Source organism: Neorhizobium phenanthreniclasticum (assembly GCF_040066075.1).
Classification (GTDB): domain Bacteria; phylum Pseudomonadota; class Alphaproteobacteria; order Rhizobiales; family Rhizobiaceae; genus Neorhizobium; species Neorhizobium petrolearium.
On record NZ_JBEAAL010000002.1, the window covers coordinates 173,197 to 190,862 of the forward strand.

The window sequence follows — 17,666 nt, forward strand, 5'->3', positions numbered from 1 at the left end:
GCCTCCCTGCCCTTCCATTCGATGCGTCGCTGCAGTCAGGCTTTCTTGAAAAGCTTGTTGATGACCAGACCAACGATGATTTGAACAACAAGGCCGGAAACACCGCCGCCGACGAGCTGGCCGGCAAGAGCCGCGATGTCGATGCCTCCTGCCGCAGCGCCGCCGGCGCCAAGCATTGAGCCGAGGATAGAACCGCCGCCAACGCCTCCGACTGCGCCAGCTATGAGATTCCCGATCTGACCGAGGTCAGAATCTTTCAGAATTTTTCCGCCCGCCGCTCCGCCGACTGCACCGCCGATGATCTGGGCAATAATGGCACTTAAATCCATAACCTGATCTCCCCCGTTGGATGACATTTGTTAATATGTACCAACGGCGGCAATTTCCAAGTCCGGTACCAACAGCTTATTTTCGATTGGCCCCTCGTTTATGGCCCCTCGTTTGATGTCGACGGAATATCCTCCTCCCGCCGAGGTAACAGATGAATGCGCTCGGCAGCATCGACCTTTTTATATGTGTTCCCGATGCCCGATCACCATCCGACTGCCTGCGGCGGTTCCAGACGCAAGGAAGCCCGGCAATGCCGGGCTTCCGCGACTTCTTTCGTGCAGGTGACCCCGCAACGAAATCACATCTCGGTATAGGTGTACTTGCCGTCGGCGCCCTTGCCCCACTTGTACATGACATAGTCCGGACGGGTGATGTCGCCCTTCTCGTTGAAGCCGATCTCGCCGATCGCGGTCTTCCACGGGCCGGAGGACTTCATGGTTTCGGCGACTTTCTCGCCTTCCGTCGAACCCGCCTTCTTGGCAGCTTCCGCGATGATCTGCAGAGCAGCGTAGGAGTAGAGCGTATAGGCTTCCGGCTCGAAACCAGCCTTGCGGAACTTCTCGACGAGCTCCTTGGCAGCAGGGTTCTTGCGCGGGTCGGGAGCGAACGTCATCAGCGTACCGTCGACGGCATCGCCGGCGATCGAGGCAAGCTCGTTCGAAACGATACCGTCACCCGACATCATCGGAGCCTTGATGCCTTGATCCTTCATCTGGCGCATGATGAGGCCAGCTTCGGTGTGCAGACCGCCCCAGTAGACAAGCGTGACACCGGCCTGCTTCATCTTGGCGATCAGAGCCGAAAAGTCCTTGTCGCCGGTGGTAACGCCTTCGTAGAGCACTTCCTTGACGCCGGCGGCGTTCATCGCCTTCTTGGTTTCGTCGGCGAGGCCCTGACCGTACGGGGTCTTGTCATGGATGACAGCGACCTTGCCGTCCTTGAAGTTGTCGGCGATGTACTTGCCGGCAACCCCGCCCTGCTGGTCGTCACGGCCGCATGTGCGGAAGGTGTTCCACAGATCGCGCTCGGTGAAGGTCGGGTTGGTGGACGCCGGAGTGACCTGGATGATGCCGTTTTCGGCATAGACTTCAGAAGCCGGGATCGATACGCCCGAGTTGAAGTGGCCGACGACGAACTTCACACCGTCAGCGACGAACTTGTTGGCGACCGAAACGCCCTGCTTGGCGTCGGAAACGTCGTCACCGAGAACGATCTTGATCTTTTCCCCGTTGATGCCGCCGGCGGCATTGATGTCAGCAGCAGCCTGCTCGGCGCCCTTCTGCAGCTGCGCGCCGAAGGCGGCGTTCGGGCCGGTGAGCGGTCCGCCGACGCCGACGAGGATATCGGCCCATGCGCTGCCGCTGAAAGCGACCATGGCCGTCAGCGCAACAGCGGAAAGAAGAGACTTCTTCATTGATTTACTCCCAGTTTCTTAAAGCGGGTTTGGTTTGAAAAACCGGCACAATACCCACCATGACCGTGCCGGAAATTGTTCCACTCTAGGTTTCAGTTTGAGGCTCGACCTGAAGCAATCTGAGGGTAGAAAACTCCACCTGTCAATCTTTCTTCTTCCATGAAAAAGCGGAGGTCGGCTCATAGAGCCAGTAGTAATTCTGCACCATCTGGCGCGTCCGGCGCAGGCGGAATCCGGCGATCGAGAAGATCGAGAGAAGCACCACGTCGATCACGTAGTAAAAGGCGCTGATGAATGGCCCCTGGAAGAGCGCGTAATGCATGAAACGCATCACGACCCCGAGAAGGAGCGTATAGACGATCACCGTCGGCAGGCCGCTCCAGCCGTCTGCGACCGCCTTGCCGGTACGCCAGGCGGTCCAGAAACCGATCAGCATGACGAGAAAGCGCAGGACGTAGCGGACACCGGTATCGTCTTCGAAGAAAAGTCCCTGCATATCAAATCTCCCTTCGCGGCCCGGTCAGTGACGTCCGCCTTCGAGATAGGCGGCGCGCACTTCCGGATTGGCGAGAAGCTCTCTGCCAGGCCCGCTCATCGTTACTTTGCCGTTGACCATGACATAGGCCCGGTCGGAAAGCTTGAGTGCCGCGAATGCATTCTGCTCGACGAGGAAGACGGTCAGTCCCTCCTCCTGGTTGAGCTTCTTGATCGCCTCGAAAATGCCTCTGACGATGAGAGGCGCCAGGCCCAGCGACGGCTCGTCAAGCAGCAGCAGCTTCGGCCGCGCCATCAGCGCGCGCCCGATCGACAACATCTGCTGCTCGCCACCCGAGAGCGTACCGCCGCGCTGGCTCTGGCGCTCTTTGAGGCGCGGGAAGAGCGTAAAAATCTTCTCGACGTCCTCGGCGAAATATTTGAGGTTATCGAGGCCCGCGCCCATCTGCAGATTTTCCAGGACGGTCATGCGCGGAAAAATGCGCCGGCCTTCCGGAGATTGCGCGATCCGCTTGCGAGCGATGAGATGCGTCGGCAGGCGGGTGATGTCTTCTCCGTCGAAGATGACCTGTCCGTTACGGGCCTGCGGACTGCCGCAGATCGTCATCATTAGGGTCGACTTGCCGGCGCCGTTGGCGCCGATCAGGCTGACGATCTCGCCCTTGTTGACCTCGACATCGACACCCGCCAGCGCGCGAATGTTGCCGTAATAGGTCTCGACGCCCTGGACCTTCAGAAGGGATTCACCGGCCATCAGCGGTCCCCTCCCTCAAGCTCTACCGCAATCACCTCGTCCACCTCGTCATCCTCGACGCCGAGATAGGCGGCGATAACCTTGGGGTCGTTCTTCACATGGTCCGGCGTACCGTCGGATATCTTCTGGCCGTATTCCAGCACCACCACATGATCGGAGATTTCCATGACCACCGACATGTCGTGTTCGATGAGCAGGATCGAAACGCCCTCGCTGCGGATCGAATGCAGAAGCGTGTTGAGCGCTGCGGACTCGCGCGGATTGAGACCGGCGGCCGGTTCGTCGAGGCAGAGTAGTTCCGGGCCCGTGCACATGGCTCTGGCAATCTCCAGACGGCGCTGGGCGCCGTAGGGCAGATCCCCCGCCGGATCGTCGGCGCGATCGGTAAGATCGGCCTTGTCCAGCCAGTATTTCGCCTTCTCGATCGACGCCCCGACTGCCTTCTTGTAAGTCGGCAGGCCGAGCAGGCCGAGGATCGTGTAACCGGATGCCTTCATCAGCACGTTGTGCTGCGCGACCAGCAGGTTTTCCAGAACCGTGAGCCCCGAGAACAACCGGATGTTCTGGAAGGTGCGGGCAACCTTCGCGGACTTCGTGATCTCGAAATCCTTGAGCCGCTCCAGAAGGTGCTCGCGGCCATCCCTCTGCCTGAGCGTGATCATGCCCATGGTCGGCTTGTAGAAGCCGGTGATGCAGTTGAAGACGGTCGTCTTGCCGGCGCCATTGGGGCCGATCAGGGCCGTGATATCACCGCGCCTGGCCTCGAAGGAGAAGTCGTTGATAGCCATCAGACCACCAAACTTCATCGAGAGGTGCTCGACCTTGAGGATGGTGTCGCCAATTGTCGTGGAAGTCATCGTGTTCGTCTCGGGGGCCATCAGCCGTGACCCTCCTTCGTAAAGCTGCCGGAAACCACCTTGCGCTCCTTGAGGAAGGCCGTCGGCTCCCTGGTGCCGACGAAACCGCGCGGCTTGAAGAGCATGACGATGACCATCGCAAGCCCGAAGAGCAGCATGCGGTAGAGTTCAGGCGTGAAATCCGGACCGAAGACGAGTTTCAGGAATGCCATCTCGCGCAAGAGTTCGGTGCCGCCGACCATCACCACGGCGGCGATGGCAATCCCGGTGAGCGAGCCCATACCGCCAAGCACGACGATCGCCAGGATGACAGCCGATTCCAGGAAGACGAAGCTTTCCGGAGAGACGAAGCCCTGCCGGGTGGCGAAGAACGAGCCGGCGAAACCGCCGAACATCGCGCCGGTCGCAAAGGCTGTAAGCTTGGTCGTCACCGTATTGATACCGAGGGAACGGCAGGCGATCTCGTCCTCGCGCAGCGCCTCCCAGGCGCGGCCGATCGGCATGCGGCGCAGACGGATGGTCACATAGGCTGTGAGCAGGCAAAGTGCCAGGATCACGTAGAAGAGGAAGATCTTGTAATAGGCGGACGAGGTGGCGAGACCGAAAGCCTTGGGGAAGTAGTTCGGCGACCCCACATCGAACGACCAGATGCCGAAGATCGACGCCTTCTTGATGCCGGAAATGCCGAACGTGCCCCTGGTGACATCCGTCCAGTTGATGAGCACGAGGCGGATGATCTCTCCGAAGGCGAGCGTGACGATCGCCAGATAGTCGCCCCTCAGCCGCAGCACTGGGAAGCCGAGGATGACGCCCCAGAGGGCAGCCAGGATGCCGGCAAGCGGCAACAACACCCAGAAAGACAGGCCGAGATGCGCCGACAGAAGCGCATAGGAATAGGCGCCGACGGCGTAGAAGGCGACATAGCCGAGATCGAGCAGGCCGGCGAGCCCCACAACAATGTTGAGACCCCAGGCAAGCATCACGTAGATGAGGATCTGGATGCCGAAGTTGTCGACATATTTCAACGACCCCTGGGTACCGAAAAGCCAGACCGAGGCCATCGGATAGAGCAGGAGCGCAATCAGCGCGATCTTGAGGAAGTGCCTGTGGAAGAAGCTCTTTTCCTCGGAGATTTCGAGGATGCCGCTCTTTGCCTTGGCGAGCTTGCGGCGATCCAAATGCGGCTTGATGACGCCGACCATGAGGAAGCGGCCGATCGCGGCGACCGCCACGAAGATCGCAAGCAATCCCCAGCGGGTACGCCAGACGAGCCGATTGTCGATGTCCTGGTAGGTCTCTATGCCGACATAGAGAATGAACATGCCAAGGGCGATGATGCCCGCGAAGATGCCTTCCCTGACGGCCTTCACCATCAGGCCGGACGAAGTGTTTTCAGATGGGGCAGCCATGTCAGACCTTCTCCACTTCCGGCCGGCCGAGAATGCCCGTGGGCTTGAAGATCAGCACGAAGGCGAGGATCACGAAAGTCGCGACGTCCTTGTAGGCGATCGTGAAATAGGCCGACCAGAGGGATTCGATGAGGCCGATCATCAGACCGCCGAGGACGGCGCCGGGCAGTGAACCGATGCCGCCGAGGACGGCCGCGGTGAACGCCTTGACTCCCGGGATGAAGCCGTCGTTGAAATTCGAGACGCCGTAATACATCAGGTACATGGAGCCGGCGACAGCAGCGAGTGCGGCACCCATCACGAACGTGACCGAAATCGTCCGGTCGACGTCGACGCCGAGAAGAGCGGCCATCTTGCGATCCTGCTCGGTGGCGCGCTGGGCGCGGCCGAGCGGCGTCTTGTTGACGATGTACCAGAAGGCGAAGAGCAGAGCCGACGTGACAGCCACGATAATCAGCTGCTTCAGCGAAATGGTGATCGCGCCGATATGGTAGACGTCGGTGACGAGCTGCGGGATCGGCTTGTTGCGCGGCCCCTGTGTCACCTGGATGAAGTTCGACAGCGTAATCGACATGCCGATCGCGGTGATCAGCGGCGCCAGCCGGAACGAGCCGCGCAACGGCCGATAGGCGACACGCTCGATCGTCCAGTTCCACAGGCCCGTCATCAGCATGCCGACGATCAGCATGACGAGCAGAAGCAGCGCCACCGGAATGCCGGCGAAGAAGGACGTGAGGATCAGGAAGACGATGAGAGCAGCAAAGCCCCCGAGCATGAAAATGTCACCATGGGCGAAGTTGATCATGCCGATGATGCCATAAACCATCGTATAGCCGATTGCCACAAGGCCATAGATGGACCCAAGAGTCAGCCCATTGATGAGCTGCTGGATAAAATACTCCATATACTTTCCCCTGGGTGCGATCCTGGAATGGCCGCACCTCTTGTATTTACGCCCCTTGCGGGTTCTTGAGTTCTTAGGCGCATTCCATAACGGTTTCGTAAGAAATGTGAAGACAAAAAGCCGAGAGGCGGGCAAAAACCCGGCACTTCTCAACAATCTGGCTCCGCGAAGATCAGAAATTCCAAAAAACCGGCATACTTTGTCAAAAAATTAGCCAAACTGTTTGCTTTATGAAATTTAAGATCGCCCCTCCATTAACCTTAGACTAAGGATGTAGGGATCACGAGCGCATCCGCGCTCCGTCTTGATCGAAGAGCGGTCGTGGTTGCAGCGTCGCCGGCAGGATCTCGCCGAGCAGTTCGATCTGCCAGCCGTGGATTTCTCCGGCAATCTCCCGCGGCACGTAGCCCATGGCGACAGATACGCCGGAAGCATGCGCATAACCGCCGGAGGTCACCCAGCCGCGCACCTTGCCGTCGAAATAGATCGGTTCATCGCCGATCACGTCCGCATCCTTCGCCTTCACCGTGAAGGTCACCAGGCGAAGCGCGCCACCTTCGGCCTTTTCCTTGAGCGCCGCCGTCTTGCCGATGAAGTCCAACGGCTTGTCATAGGCGATGAACCGGCCGAGGCCGGCTTCCCTCGGTCCATAGAGCGGCCGGTACTCCCGAGCCCAGCTTCCAAAGGACTTTTCCAATCGCAGCGCGTTGAGCGCGCGCAGTCCGAAAAGCGTGATGCCGAATTCCGCCCCCGCCTCCATCAGGAGATCGAAGAGATAACGCTGGTATTCCGGCTTCATCCAGATTTCGTAGCCGAGATCGCCGGCATAGCTGACGCGACCGAGGATCACCGGCGCCATGCCGAGATCGAGCTCCCGGATTGCCATGAAGGGGAAGGCCGCACCCGAAAGGTCGAGATGCGTGAGCTTCTGCAACACATCACGCGCCTTCGGCCCGGCGACGGAGAGACCGACGAGACCGAGGTTCAGGGCGTCAACCTCCACCGAGCCGTCGTCTGGCAGATGGCTCTCGAACCAGCGCATGTGATAGTCCTCGGCAATGCCGGATCCGATCAGCAGAAACTCTTCGTCATCGAGATTGGCGAGGGTGAAATCGCCGATCAGCTTGCCGGCCTCATTGAGCATGGGGGTAAGTGTCATGCGCCCCGCCGGCGGAATCTTTCCGGCAAGGATTTGATCGAGCCAATCGCGAGCCCCCTCACCCCTGATCGCGTATTTGGCAAAGCCGGAGGTTTCCATCATCCCGACGCCTGTCCGCACCGCTCGCGCCTCGCGGCCGACTGTCTCGAAATCGGCAGAACGGCGCCAGGAGAAACTGTCCTCCAGACCCGGAGGCGCAAACCAGAGCGGTGTCTCAAGCCCGTAGGACGTGCCGAAAACGGCGCCGGCGGCCTTCAGCCTGTCGTAGATCGGTGTCGTCAATAGCGGCCGCGCCGCCGGCAGTTCCTCGTTCGGGTAGCGGATCGAGAACCGGCGGGAATAATTCTCGCGCACCTTGGCATTGGTATAGGCGAGCGTCGCATAATCGCTGTAGCGGCAAACATCCATTGCGAAGACGTCGAAGCCAGGATCGCCATTGATGATCCAGTTGGCGAGCGCCAGCCCGACACCACCGCCCTGGCTGAAACCTGCCATCACCGCGCAGGCCGACCAGAAATTCGTCATGCTGCGCACCGGCCCGACCAGCGGATTGCCATCCGGCGAGAACGTGAAAGGCCCGTTGATGATTTTCCGGATGCCGGCATTGTTGAAGGCGGGGAAATGCCGGAAGCCAACCTCCAGCTCGCCGGTGATGCGCTCCAGGTCCTCGGGCAGAAGCTCATGGCCGAAATCCCATGGCGTCTCGATCGGCGACCAGGGCCGGCAGGCCTTTTCATAGGTGCCCATCAGCATGCCGTTGCGTTCCTGGCGGATGTAGATTTCGCCGTCGAAATCGACGCAATGCATGAGTTCCCGGCCGGTCGTCCGGTTGAACTCGATGACCTCCGGCATGTCCTCCGTGAGGAGATACATGTGCTCCATGGCAAGCACCGGCAGTTCGAGGCCGACCATGCGTCCCACTTCGCGCGCCCAGAGGCCGGCCGCGTTCACCACATGCTCGGCGCGGATCTCGCCTTTGTCGGTGATCACCCGCCACGTGCCGTCGGGAAGCTGCACCAGTTCCTCGACCTTGGTATGGAGATAGATTTCCGCCCCGTTCTTCCTCGCCGATTTGGCATAGGCATGCGTCGTGCCGTAGGGGTCGAGATGGCCTTCGTTCGGATCGAAGACCGCACCGACGAACTGGTCCGGGTCGAGGAGCGGCATCATCTCATGCGCTTCCCTGGCGGAAAGCAGGTGTGCCTCCATGCCGCTGTACTTGCCCTTCGCGAGAATCGATTTCAGCCAGTCGAAGCGTTCGGGGGTCGCGGCGAGCATCAGCCCGGAAGTCATATGCAGCCCGATATCCTGGCCTGAATAGGCTTCAATCTCTTTATAGAGTTCAACCGTGTATTTCTGCAGCCTGGCGACGTTCGGATCGCCGTTGATCGTGTGCATGCCGCCCGCAGCATGCCAGGTGGAGCCGGACGTGAGTTCGGAGCGTTCGACCAGAACAACGTCGCTCCAACCGAACTTGGTAAGGTGATAAAGGACCGAACATCCGACAACACCACCGCCGATGACGACAACCCGGGCATGACTTTTCATGGAAACTGTCTCCGTTCAGGAAGGCGATTTCCAGTGAGGTTAGTTGCTCTCGGATCGGCTCAATAGACTGTTCTGCGAAGCAGGATTTGTCGTTTCCGACATAGCGAATATCCCGATCGCGCCATTGCTAGTCGGAAAAGCCCCGCGTCAGCGCGTGCTCGCGCCCCGTCTCCATCAGCTCGTCGAAAACCGAGCCGGCAAACGAGCGCGGCACGATGACCTCGAATGTATCGGCACCGGTGCGGGCGACATTCGCCGCAACATGGCAGCACAGCATATTGGCGGAATGGCCTTCCGCGAAGACATCGGGATGGAGGTCGACGGCCACGCATTTCGCCAGGATTTTTCTGACACTCGGTCCGGAGACAGCCATGAGCACCTTTCCGTCGCTCTGGTCGACAAAGGACGCACCCGGAATATTCGACAGCAGGCCCGCAATCGTTTCCGCTCCCACGGTCTGTGATACGGCCAGCCATTCCGACGGACTGCAGAAACGCGGCGCAAGATCGCTCGCTGCCTTCAGGGCTTCCGCCACAGCTGCCTCGCGCCCGGCATGGGCAAGTACGGAGAAGATCACCGGCCGCCGGACGACTGACAGCTGGTTCGGATTGGGATCGGTCTCGAAACCGGAAATATGATCCTCGAGCACGTGCCGGTGGAGAAGATTGATCGACATCGGCCGCCCTCAGAGATGGAGTTTCAGGTTATCGGGATCGACGAAGACCGGCGAACAGACTTCCGCCATCATCTCCGAGCCGCGCAAACCGTCCCAGACCAGGATCCGCTCGCCGAAACGCTCGCGGCCGGATTTCAGCATAGCGAGCGCGATATGATGGCCGAGCGACGGCGAGAAACAGGCGGAAGAGACGAATCCCTGGTCGTTGGCAAGCGATGGTTTTGCCTGGTCCTTCAGCAGATGCGCCCCGGCCTTGATCTCCTTGTCCGCCTCGACGGCCTTCAAACCGACAAGCTGCAGCCGGTCGGCGGCGGTGAGCCCGAAGCGCATCGAAAGGCGCTTGCCGATGAAATCGGGCTTCTGCATCGCCATCATGCGGCCGAGCCCGACATCATCTGCGGTCGTGCGGCCTTCGAGCTCATTATGGGTGACATGCCCCTTCTCGACGCGGAGCACGTTCAAGGCCTCGACGCCGTAAGCGCAGATGCCCTCGTCCCTGCCCGCCTCCATGATTGCATCGGCGACAGCCTCGCCATAACCCGCCGGCACCGCAAGCTCGTAGGCGAGTTCGCCTGAAAAAGAGATGCGGAAGAGCCGCGCCTTCAGCCCGCCCTGCAGCACCACCTCACGAGCCGCAAGGAACGGAAAGGCGGCATCGGAAATATCGTCCTGTACGATCCGGCTCATGACCGGGCGACTTTTGGGACCTGCAAGCGACATCTGCGCCCACTGATCCGTCGAGGAAACGAAACGCACGTCGAGTTCGGGCCAGAAGGTCTGGGCGGCAAATTCCAGATGGGCAAGCACCTCGGCGGCATAGGCCGTCGTGGTGGTCATGACATAGTGGTTTTCGGAAAGCCTGCTCGTCGTGCCGTCGTCGAAGACGATGCCGTCCTCCCGCAGCATCAGGCCGTAGCGCGCCTTGCCGACCGGCAGTTTCAGGAAGCTGTTGGAATAGACGCGATCAAGGAGTTCGGCCGCGCCTCTCCCAAAGATCTCGATCTTGCCGAGGGTCGAGACGTCGCAGAGCCCGACATTGGCGCGGACGTTCAGAACCTCGCGGTCTACGCTTTCGCGCCAGCTTTTCTCTCCCTCTCTGGAAAACCAGGCGGAGCGGTACCAGAGTCCGGATTCCACGAAAGCGGCGCCGTTCTTCCTGGCCCAGTTCTGCAACGGCGAGGTGCGGACCGGCGCGGCATGTTCGGCCCGGACCGTGCCGGCCAGCGCGCCGAAGGAAACCGGCGTGTAGAACGGCCGGAAGGTGGTGGTGCCGATCTCGGCGGGCGAGACGCCGCGCATGCCGGCCACGATCCCCGCTGCGTTGACATTGCCGAGCTTGCCCTGGTCGGTCGCCATTCCCGCCGTCGTGTAACGCTTGGTGTGTTCGACATGGCGGAAACCTTCGCGCTGCGCGAGCCCGAGATCGCCCACATGCACGTCGTTCTGGAAATCGACGAAGGCCTTGTCCTTCGCACCCGGCACGTACCAGAGCGGCGCGAAAGATGGATCGTACTCGTCTTCCACGTCGGGAATATCAGCCTCGTAGGCCGCAAAGCCGAGATCGCGGAGAAGCGCGGTCGCCTTGTTCGCCCCGTCCTTCAGACAGTCGAAAATCCGGTCGAATCCGGCGGCGGAGCCGGCCGCGACGAAAGCTTTTCCGATATCCGGAGCAAGGAATGCCTGTTTCTCGTCCGACCATACGGGCTTTGCCCCGCGCTGGCACATCAGGTGAACGACTGGCGACCAGCCGCCGGACATGGCGAGCGCATCGCAGGCGACCACCTCTTCAAACCCGGAGCGTTCGGCGATCAGTCCATCGATGCGATGCCAGCCCTTGGTGGCGACGACCGAGCCGTTGCGGACCACGCGCACGCCCTGCGGCACCGGATCGGTGGACTGCGGCCGCGCATCGATGATCGCCGTGACGTCCACGCCCCTGGCAACGAGATCGGCTGCCGTGCGATAACCGGAGCCGCCGTTGGTGAAGACAGCGACCCTGCTCCCAACGGCAACGCCGTAGCGATTGAGATAGGTCCGCGCCGCCGCCGCAGTCATCACGCCGGGCTTGTCATTACCGCCGAACACGAGCGGCCGTTCCTCCGCGCCGGAGGCGAGGATCGCGCGCTTGGCGACGATGCGCCAGAGCCTCTCGACGGCAAGGTCCGGCGACGGCGGAGCGACATGCTTCTGCACCCTCTCGACCGCCCCGAACACCATGTCGTCATACCAGCCGAACACGGTCGTGCGCGCCATCAGCGTCACGTTCGGCAGCGCGGCAAGTTCCTCGATCACCGTACCGGCGAAGTCCGTCGCGGTCATCCCGCCGACGGAAGCGCTTTCGCCGAGCAAGGATCCGCCGAGCCTGAAGCCTTCATCCGCCAGGATGACGCGCGCTCCGGCACGACCGGCGGCAAGCGCCGCCATCAGCCCGGTCGGCCCGGCGCCGATGACGAGCAGGTCGCAATGCGCCCAGGATTTCTCATAACGATCGGGATCGGCCTGCATGGCGACCTTGCCGAGACCGGCTGCGTGTCGGATCAGCGGTTCGTAAAGCCTTTCCCAGAAAAGTGCCGGCCACATGAAGGTCTTGTAGTAAAAGCCGGCGCCAAGAAAGGGCGAGAAGAGATTGTTGATCGCCCCGAAATCGTGCTTCAGCGATGGCCAGCGGTTCTGGCTCACGGCCACGAGCCCGTTGTAGAGCTCGACCACGGTGGCTCGGGCATTCGGTTCGCGGCGGGCGCCGCGACCGATCGTCATCAACGCATTCGGCTCAGCAGACCCCGCCGTCACCGCCCCGCGCGGCCGATGATACTTGAAGCTGCGGGCCATCATCATCTGGTCGTTGGCAAGCAGCGCCGACGCAAGCGTATCCCCCTCGAATCCCCTGAAGGTCCGGCCGTCGAAAGTGAAATTGAGCAACTGGCCGCGATTGACCGTGCCGCCGGAAGCGAGCCGATAGGATGTCATCCGGCCGTCCTCGCCCGTTCGAAATCGGAGGCATCGGTCACGCCGAAGACCTCATGGGTGAGGTTGTCGCGATCGACCACCAGGAAACGACGACAGCCGGCCACATGGTGCCAGTATTCCTGGTAACGTCCCCTGGGATTGTCGCGGACATATACGTATCGGTGCCACTCCTCGTCCTTCACCGTCGCAGATGGGCGCTTCGGCGCGGCAGCGCCCCGGATGGAAAACTCTTCCTTCGGTCTCGTACCGCAATGCGGACAGGTAATCAGGCTTGCCATTGGGTTTTCTCGATGGGGATGTCTCAGTGAAGGTTCGGCTGCGGCCCCTTGCCCGTCTCGTCGATCGTGTAGCCGCGCTCAAACCGGTCGAGGCGCATGAAGCGCGAGACATGGTGCATCTCGTTCTTCGCGATCAGGTGGGCGAAGCAGAAGCCGGAAGCGGGCGTCGCCTTGAAGCCGCCGTAGCACCAGCCGCAGTTCAGATAGAGGTTGTCGATCGGCGTGCGGTCGATGATCGGCGAACCGTCCATCGACATGTCCATGACGCCGCCCCAGCTTCTGAGCACCTTGGCGCGGGAAAGGCCGGGGATCAGCGACACGCCCTCCTCCATCGTGTGCTCGACGGTCTGCAGATTGCCGCGCTGGGCATAGGAGGAATAGAAATCGATTTCGGCACCAAAGACCAGTCCGCCCTTGTCCGATTGCGATATATAGAAGTGCCCGGCGCCATAGGTGATGACGTGATCGATCACCGGCTTAAGCCCTTCCGAGACGAAAGCCTGCAGCACATGCGTCTCGATCGGCAGTTCGAGATCGGCCATGCGCCCGACCGTCGTCGTATTGCCCGCAGCAGCGAGCGCCAGCTTTCCGCAACCGATGAAGCCCTTGGTCGTTTCGACACCGGTTACGCGACCGTTCTCACGGCGGATGCCGATGACCTCGCAATGCTGGATAATGTCGACGCCCCTTTGGTCGGCACCGCGTGCATAGCCCCAGGCGACCGCATCGTGCCTGACTGTACCGCCTCGCTTCTGATAGAGCCCGCCCATGATCGGGAACCGGGCATGATCGAAGTTGAGATAGGGCATCATCTTGCGGACCCGGTCGCGATCCAGCAGTTCCGCATCGACCCCATGCATGCGCATGCCGTTGCCGCGGCGGGCATATTCGTCGCGCTGACCATCGGAATGGAAAAGGTTGACGATGCCGCGCTGCGAGACCATCGCGTTATAATTGAAGTCTTGTTCCAGCCCTTCCCAGAGCTTTAGAGAAAACTCATAGAAAGGATTATTGCCTTCGAGCAGGTAATTGGAACGGATGATCGTGGTGTTGCGGCCGACATTGCCGGAACCGAGATAGCCCTTCTCCAGCACGGCCACATTGGTGATGCCGAACTCCTTGGCGAGGTAATAGGCGGTCGAAAGCCCGTGCCCGCCGCCGCCGATGATGATCACGTCGTAATGCGGCTTCGGTTGCGGCTCGCGCCAGGCCGGCTTCCACAGCCGGTTGCCCGAAAGCGCCTGCTTCAAGATGGAATATGCCGAATAGCGCATGCACCTGTCCCGTTCATTGCGGCCACACATTCGCATATGCGAGAGAAAGGACAAGCGCAATCAGGACATGCAGGGCTCTGATTGCGACAAGAGCAAATCCCGGCAGCAGCCGTTGCAGATCGAGGTAAGGCGCCTACCTCGCCGGGCATATTTCTGGCGCACCGCTCCAGCGTTATCAAAGATTTGGCTGCGTTCGCCTCCCCGCTTCTCCCGCAGGCTCTAGACTAGGCACCGATCGAGAACGGAGCGAGCCATGGCCGAGACGACTGCCAACCAGAAAATGCCCTTCATCCTGCCTTCGCAGGCACAGAAACACGTGACCCACAATGAAGCGCTGTTGAAGCTCGACGCGCTGGTACATCTGACGATCACGGCCGAACAGGCAGTTCCGCCCGTCTCGCCTGCCGAAGGTACCTGCTATCTGGTCGCGGCCGCGCCGGCGGGCGTCTGGACCGGCAGAGAGGGGAAAGTCGCCATCTGGCAGGACGGATACTGGGCTTTTGCCGAGCCGAAGGCAGGCTGGCGTGCCTGGTTCTCGGAGCCTGCCGGGCTGAAGGTTTTTTCCGGCACCACCTGGCAGGACATACCCCTGCCGGCGAGCGGCAGCTTCGATGAGCTCGGCATCGGTGCCTCGCCGGATGGCGCGAACCGGTTTGCCCTCTCCTCTCCCGCCAGTCTCTTCAATCATGCGGGCAACGGGCATCAGATCAAGATCAACAAGGCCGCAACCGGTGATACGGCTTCCCTGCTCTTCCAAACCAACTGGACCGGATATGCGGAAATGGGACTTGCGGGCAGCAACGCGTTCTCGATCAAGATCAGCGATGGCAGCGTCTGGAAGACGGGACTTTCAATCTCCTCCGCCGGTCACGTCTCGCGGCCGAACCAGCCGGCCGTCCGCGCCCATCGAACCGGTGCCAGCTACTCGCCGACCGCCGGCCAGCAGAGCGGCTTCACGACACTCGCCCTCAATCAGGGCGGCTTCACGCTCGGCGCAGCGGCGCCCGGCGGCGGCAATTGTGTGACCGTCCCTGCATCGGGCCTCTATCTCCTCGCCCTCAATGTCGCCGTGCTGACCTCGTCCGGCCATACCACCACTCTGATGCTGAACAGCGAGCAGAATCTGATTTCCATGAATGGCGTTGCTGGAGGAGCACAAACGCAGTCTGCCAGTGGAATTTTTTTCTTCTCAGCGGGCGATTTTATCACTTTAGGGCATGCCGGCACCGCGCAGCTGGAGCTTGGAGCAGGAAAAACAGAGTTATATTTGACAATGCTTTAATACGGCAGCGCAGCAAAGTTTATCTTTTATCGTTAACCAGACATTAACTTGACTGATGACTCCCGCGATAAGGTGTTATATTAAGAAACAACACTGACCGGCAGGGGGCTGCGGGGTAAATGCGGGTGACCGGGTTGAGCGTTTGTGATCTGCATAACGATACCGCCTATAAGCCGGTCAATGGCAGGGATATCGCATCACTGCTGCCGGGCGCTCAGGGAGTGATCGCGCCCTGCAGACAGCGCGATGACGCCCGGATGCAGCTTATCTTCAAACGGGCGCTCGACATCGGCGTCTCGCTGACGGCCTTGGTCATGCTCCTGCCGCTGATGGCGGTGGTTGCGCTTCTGATCCGGCTCGACAGTCCCGGCCCGGCCCTCTTCACGCAAGTCCGCTGGGGCAAGGACTGCCGCAAGATCCGGGTCTACAAGTTTCGCTCCATGCGCACCGATCTCGGCGATACGACGGGGGTGGCCCAGACGATCAAGGACGATCCGCGCATTACCCGTGTCGGCGCCGTCATCCGCAAGACCAATATCGATGAGCTTCCACAACTCCTGAATGTCCTGAAAGGCGACATGTCGCTGGTCGGCCCCCGCTGCCATGCGATCGGCATGCTGGCCGCCGGCATTCCTTATGAAGATCTGGTTTCGGACTATCATCGCCGCCATTCGGTAAGGCCTGGCATGACCGGTTTGGCACAGATGCGCGGTCTTCGCGGTCCCACGGATCGCCCCGGCAAGGCGCGCGCCCGCATCGCCTGCGACCTCCACTACATCGACAATTTCTCGATCCTGCTCGATCTGCGCATCATGTTCGGCACGGTTCTCGTCGAACTTAGGGGCGGTAAAGGCTTCTAATTCCAAGATTTTCCGGCTGCAGGCTTGAATGGGCAACCGTTCGGCGTCTTCCATCCTCAGAGAGGAACGCGTTCTCCGCGCTGCCGGAGATCGCGCAAGGTGGGTCATCAGCAAGCTTTGAACAAATGCCGCGACCTGTTTAGTCAAATGTTAAAACTGCAGAGCTAGGCTCGCGGAAGTGGTCTTGTGTTGTGTAGAGAGTCCAATGACCGAAATGATACGTCCCCGAGTAAAATATGTCATCGGTCCCGATGGCAGCCCTTTGACGATCGCCGATCTTCCGCCGGCCAATACGCGCCGCTGGGTTATCCGGAGAAAGGCAGAGGTTGTTGCCGCGGTTCGTGGTGGCCTGTTGAGCTTGGAAGAAGCCTGCGAGCGTTACACCCTCACCGTCGAGGAATTCCTGTCCTGGCAATCCTCCATCAACGACCATGGCTTGGCCGGTCTTCGCACCACGCGCATTCAGCAGTATCGCCATTAGGGACAATTCCGGAAAGCCGGACTGGGTTTTCCTCTTGGAATTGCGTTAGCCCAAGCACGAATTCACGGTAAACCGCCCGTATAGAACAAGGTGCCGCTGCAGGAGACGCAACGGCACTTTTCAATTTGTGCCGCCGTCAACTTCCCGACCGATCCGTGCGAGAGACGGCAAAAGTCCGGCAATCACCGTCGACGCGGCATAAAACCATAGCCCCGGCTGAGAAACCGCGACTGCCAGTCCACTGGTTTTCGCCGCGAAGACCACGATTGCCACAAGCATCACATCCATCATCGACCACTTCGAGAGATGCGGCATCGCGCGGCGGAAAAGCCCCGCCTCGTCAACCTGGCCTGAAAGCTGTAGCGCAAGTCCGGCCAGCTTGAAGATCGGAAAGATGATCGAAAACAACCCGACCAACAGCGCCAGCCCCGTATCTCCCGTCTGAAAGAGCGACGCAACGAGTTCGACCAGTGACGGCGTTTCAGTAAAGAAATAAAGCCGCTCGAGACGGATGATCGGCAGGATAAGCCCCAGCGCCAGGAAAATTGCGGCAAGCAGAAGAAGAAGCGGCCGCACCAAGCTCATCGTTTTCCTCCGGTTGACAGTGCGGTAACCCATAGAGACGCTGCCCGGCTATTTCTCTCCGGCCTGTTGTCCCGTATTACATCATCCCGTACCAGGAGAAAGCGGGATGATCATGAATATCAGGCATGAAGAAACACAATCCGGCGGGCGCTATGTCGCGGAGGTCGACGGCTACTACGCGGAAATGACCTATTCGCGGGCTTCCCCTCGGCTCATCATCATCGACCATACCGGCGTGCCGGACGGACTGCGCGGCAAGGGCGTCGGCCAGGCATTGGCGCTGCATGCGGTAGAGGACGCCCGCAAGGGCGGCTGGAAGATCATCCCCCTTTGCCCTTTCTTCAAGAGCCAGGTGGTGCGCCATCCGGATTGGCAGGATATTCTCCAGTAGGG

17 protein-coding genes are annotated in these 17,666 nt (G+C 60.5%); 4 read left to right on the forward strand and 13 right to left on the reverse strand.

Features of this window, described 5'->3' with window-relative positions; genetic code table 11:
- Positions 1–35 precede the first annotated feature (35 nt).
- From ABK249_RS04955 to ABK249_RS05010, 12 genes are all read right to left on the reverse strand, one after another.
- Positions 36–329: a hypothetical protein gene (locus ABK249_RS04955; protein WP_037149230.1), complete on the reverse strand. Its 294-nt coding sequence runs from the start codon at positions 327–329 to the stop codon at positions 36–38.
- Between the two features lie 299 nt (positions 330–628).
- Entirely contained in the window at positions 629–1,744 is a 1,116-nt protein-coding gene (locus ABK249_RS04960; RefSeq protein ID WP_037149228.1) for a branched-chain amino acid ABC transporter substrate-binding protein, read from the reverse strand.
- A 142-nt stretch (positions 1,745–1,886) separates the two neighbouring features.
- Complete coding sequence (locus ABK249_RS04965; RefSeq protein ID WP_037149225.1) at positions 1,887–2,240, reverse strand: DUF6867 family protein; 354 nt, start codon at positions 2,238–2,240, stop codon at positions 1,887–1,889.
- A 24-nt stretch (positions 2,241–2,264) separates the two neighbouring features.
- A complete protein-coding gene (locus ABK249_RS04970; RefSeq protein WP_227703665.1) occupies positions 2,265–2,993 on the reverse strand; it encodes an ABC transporter ATP-binding protein in 729 nt (242 codons plus the stop codon).
- Positions 2,993–3,871 (reverse strand): ABC transporter ATP-binding protein, encoded by an 879-nt coding sequence (locus tag ABK249_RS04975; protein WP_227703666.1) that lies wholly within the window; start codon positions 3,869–3,871, stop codon positions 2,993–2,995. Before ABK249_RS04975 ends, ABK249_RS04970 begins: the two co-directional genes overlap by 1 nt.
- Complete coding sequence (gene livM / locus ABK249_RS04980) at positions 3,871–5,259, reverse strand: high-affinity branched-chain amino acid ABC transporter permease LivM (RefSeq protein WP_037149216.1); 1,389 nt, start codon at positions 5,257–5,259, stop codon at positions 3,871–3,873. Before livM ends, ABK249_RS04975 begins: the two co-directional genes overlap by 1 nt.
- A 1-nt stretch (position 5,260) precedes the next feature.
- Positions 5,261–6,163, reverse strand: coding sequence for a branched-chain amino acid ABC transporter permease (locus tag ABK249_RS04985; protein ID WP_037149214.1), 903 nt, complete (start codon positions 6,161–6,163; stop codon positions 5,261–5,263).
- A 280-nt stretch (positions 6,164–6,443) separates the two neighbouring features.
- Complete coding sequence (locus ABK249_RS04990; protein WP_348862360.1) at positions 6,444–8,870, reverse strand: GcvT family protein; 2,427 nt, start codon at positions 8,868–8,870, stop codon at positions 6,444–6,446.
- A gap of 127 nt (positions 8,871–8,997) precedes the next feature.
- A complete protein-coding gene (locus ABK249_RS04995) occupies positions 8,998–9,546 on the reverse strand; it encodes a sarcosine oxidase subunit gamma (protein WP_348862361.1) in 549 nt (182 codons plus the stop codon).
- A gap of 9 nt (positions 9,547–9,555) precedes the next feature.
- Positions 9,556–12,513, reverse strand: a complete 2,958-nt coding sequence (locus tag ABK249_RS05000; protein ID WP_348862362.1) for a sarcosine oxidase subunit alpha family protein — start codon at positions 12,511–12,513, stop codon at positions 9,556–9,558.
- Positions 12,510–12,791, reverse strand: coding sequence for a sarcosine oxidase subunit delta (locus tag ABK249_RS05005; RefSeq protein WP_348862363.1), 282 nt, complete (start codon positions 12,789–12,791; stop codon positions 12,510–12,512). Before ABK249_RS05005 ends, ABK249_RS05000 begins: the two co-directional genes overlap by 4 nt.
- A gap of 23 nt (positions 12,792–12,814) precedes the next feature.
- The gene (locus ABK249_RS05010) at positions 12,815–14,065 is read right to left on the reverse strand and encodes a sarcosine oxidase subunit beta family protein (RefSeq protein ID WP_348862364.1); all 1,251 of its coding nucleotides are present in this window, start codon (positions 14,063–14,065) and stop codon (positions 12,815–12,817) included.
- Positions 14,066–14,318: 253 nt separating this feature from the next.
- Between ABK249_RS05010 and ABK249_RS05015 the strand changes: the two genes are divergently transcribed.
- The 3 genes from ABK249_RS05015 to sciP all read left to right on the forward strand — a co-directional run bounded on the left by ABK249_RS05015 (position 14,319) and on the right by sciP (position 16,688).
- Complete coding sequence (locus ABK249_RS05015; protein WP_348862365.1) at positions 14,319–15,347, forward strand: DUF2793 domain-containing protein; 1,029 nt, start codon at positions 14,319–14,321, stop codon at positions 15,345–15,347.
- A gap of 200 nt (positions 15,348–15,547) precedes the next feature.
- On the forward strand, positions 15,548–16,207 hold the full coding sequence (locus tag ABK249_RS05020; protein WP_415926425.1) for a sugar transferase: 660 nt from the start codon (positions 15,548–15,550) through the stop codon (positions 16,205–16,207).
- A 205-nt stretch (positions 16,208–16,412) separates the two neighbouring features.
- Positions 16,413–16,688, forward strand: a complete 276-nt coding sequence (sciP, locus tag ABK249_RS05025) for a CtrA inhibitor SciP (protein WP_018327815.1) — start codon at positions 16,413–16,415, stop codon at positions 16,686–16,688.
- 120 nt (positions 16,689–16,808) lie between these two features.
- On the opposite strand, the gene ABK249_RS05030 is transcribed toward sciP, so the two are convergent.
- The gene (locus ABK249_RS05030) at positions 16,809–17,273 is read right to left on the reverse strand and encodes a paraquat-inducible protein A (protein WP_348862366.1); all 465 of its coding nucleotides are present in this window, start codon (positions 17,271–17,273) and stop codon (positions 16,809–16,811) included.
- A 112-nt stretch (positions 17,274–17,385) separates the two neighbouring features.
- On the opposite strand from ABK249_RS05030, the gene ABK249_RS05035 reads away from it, so the two are divergent.
- On the forward strand, positions 17,386–17,664 hold the full coding sequence (locus ABK249_RS05035) for a GNAT family N-acetyltransferase (protein WP_348862451.1): 279 nt from the start codon (positions 17,386–17,388) through the stop codon (positions 17,662–17,664).
- Positions 17,665–17,666: the final 2 nt, after the last annotated feature.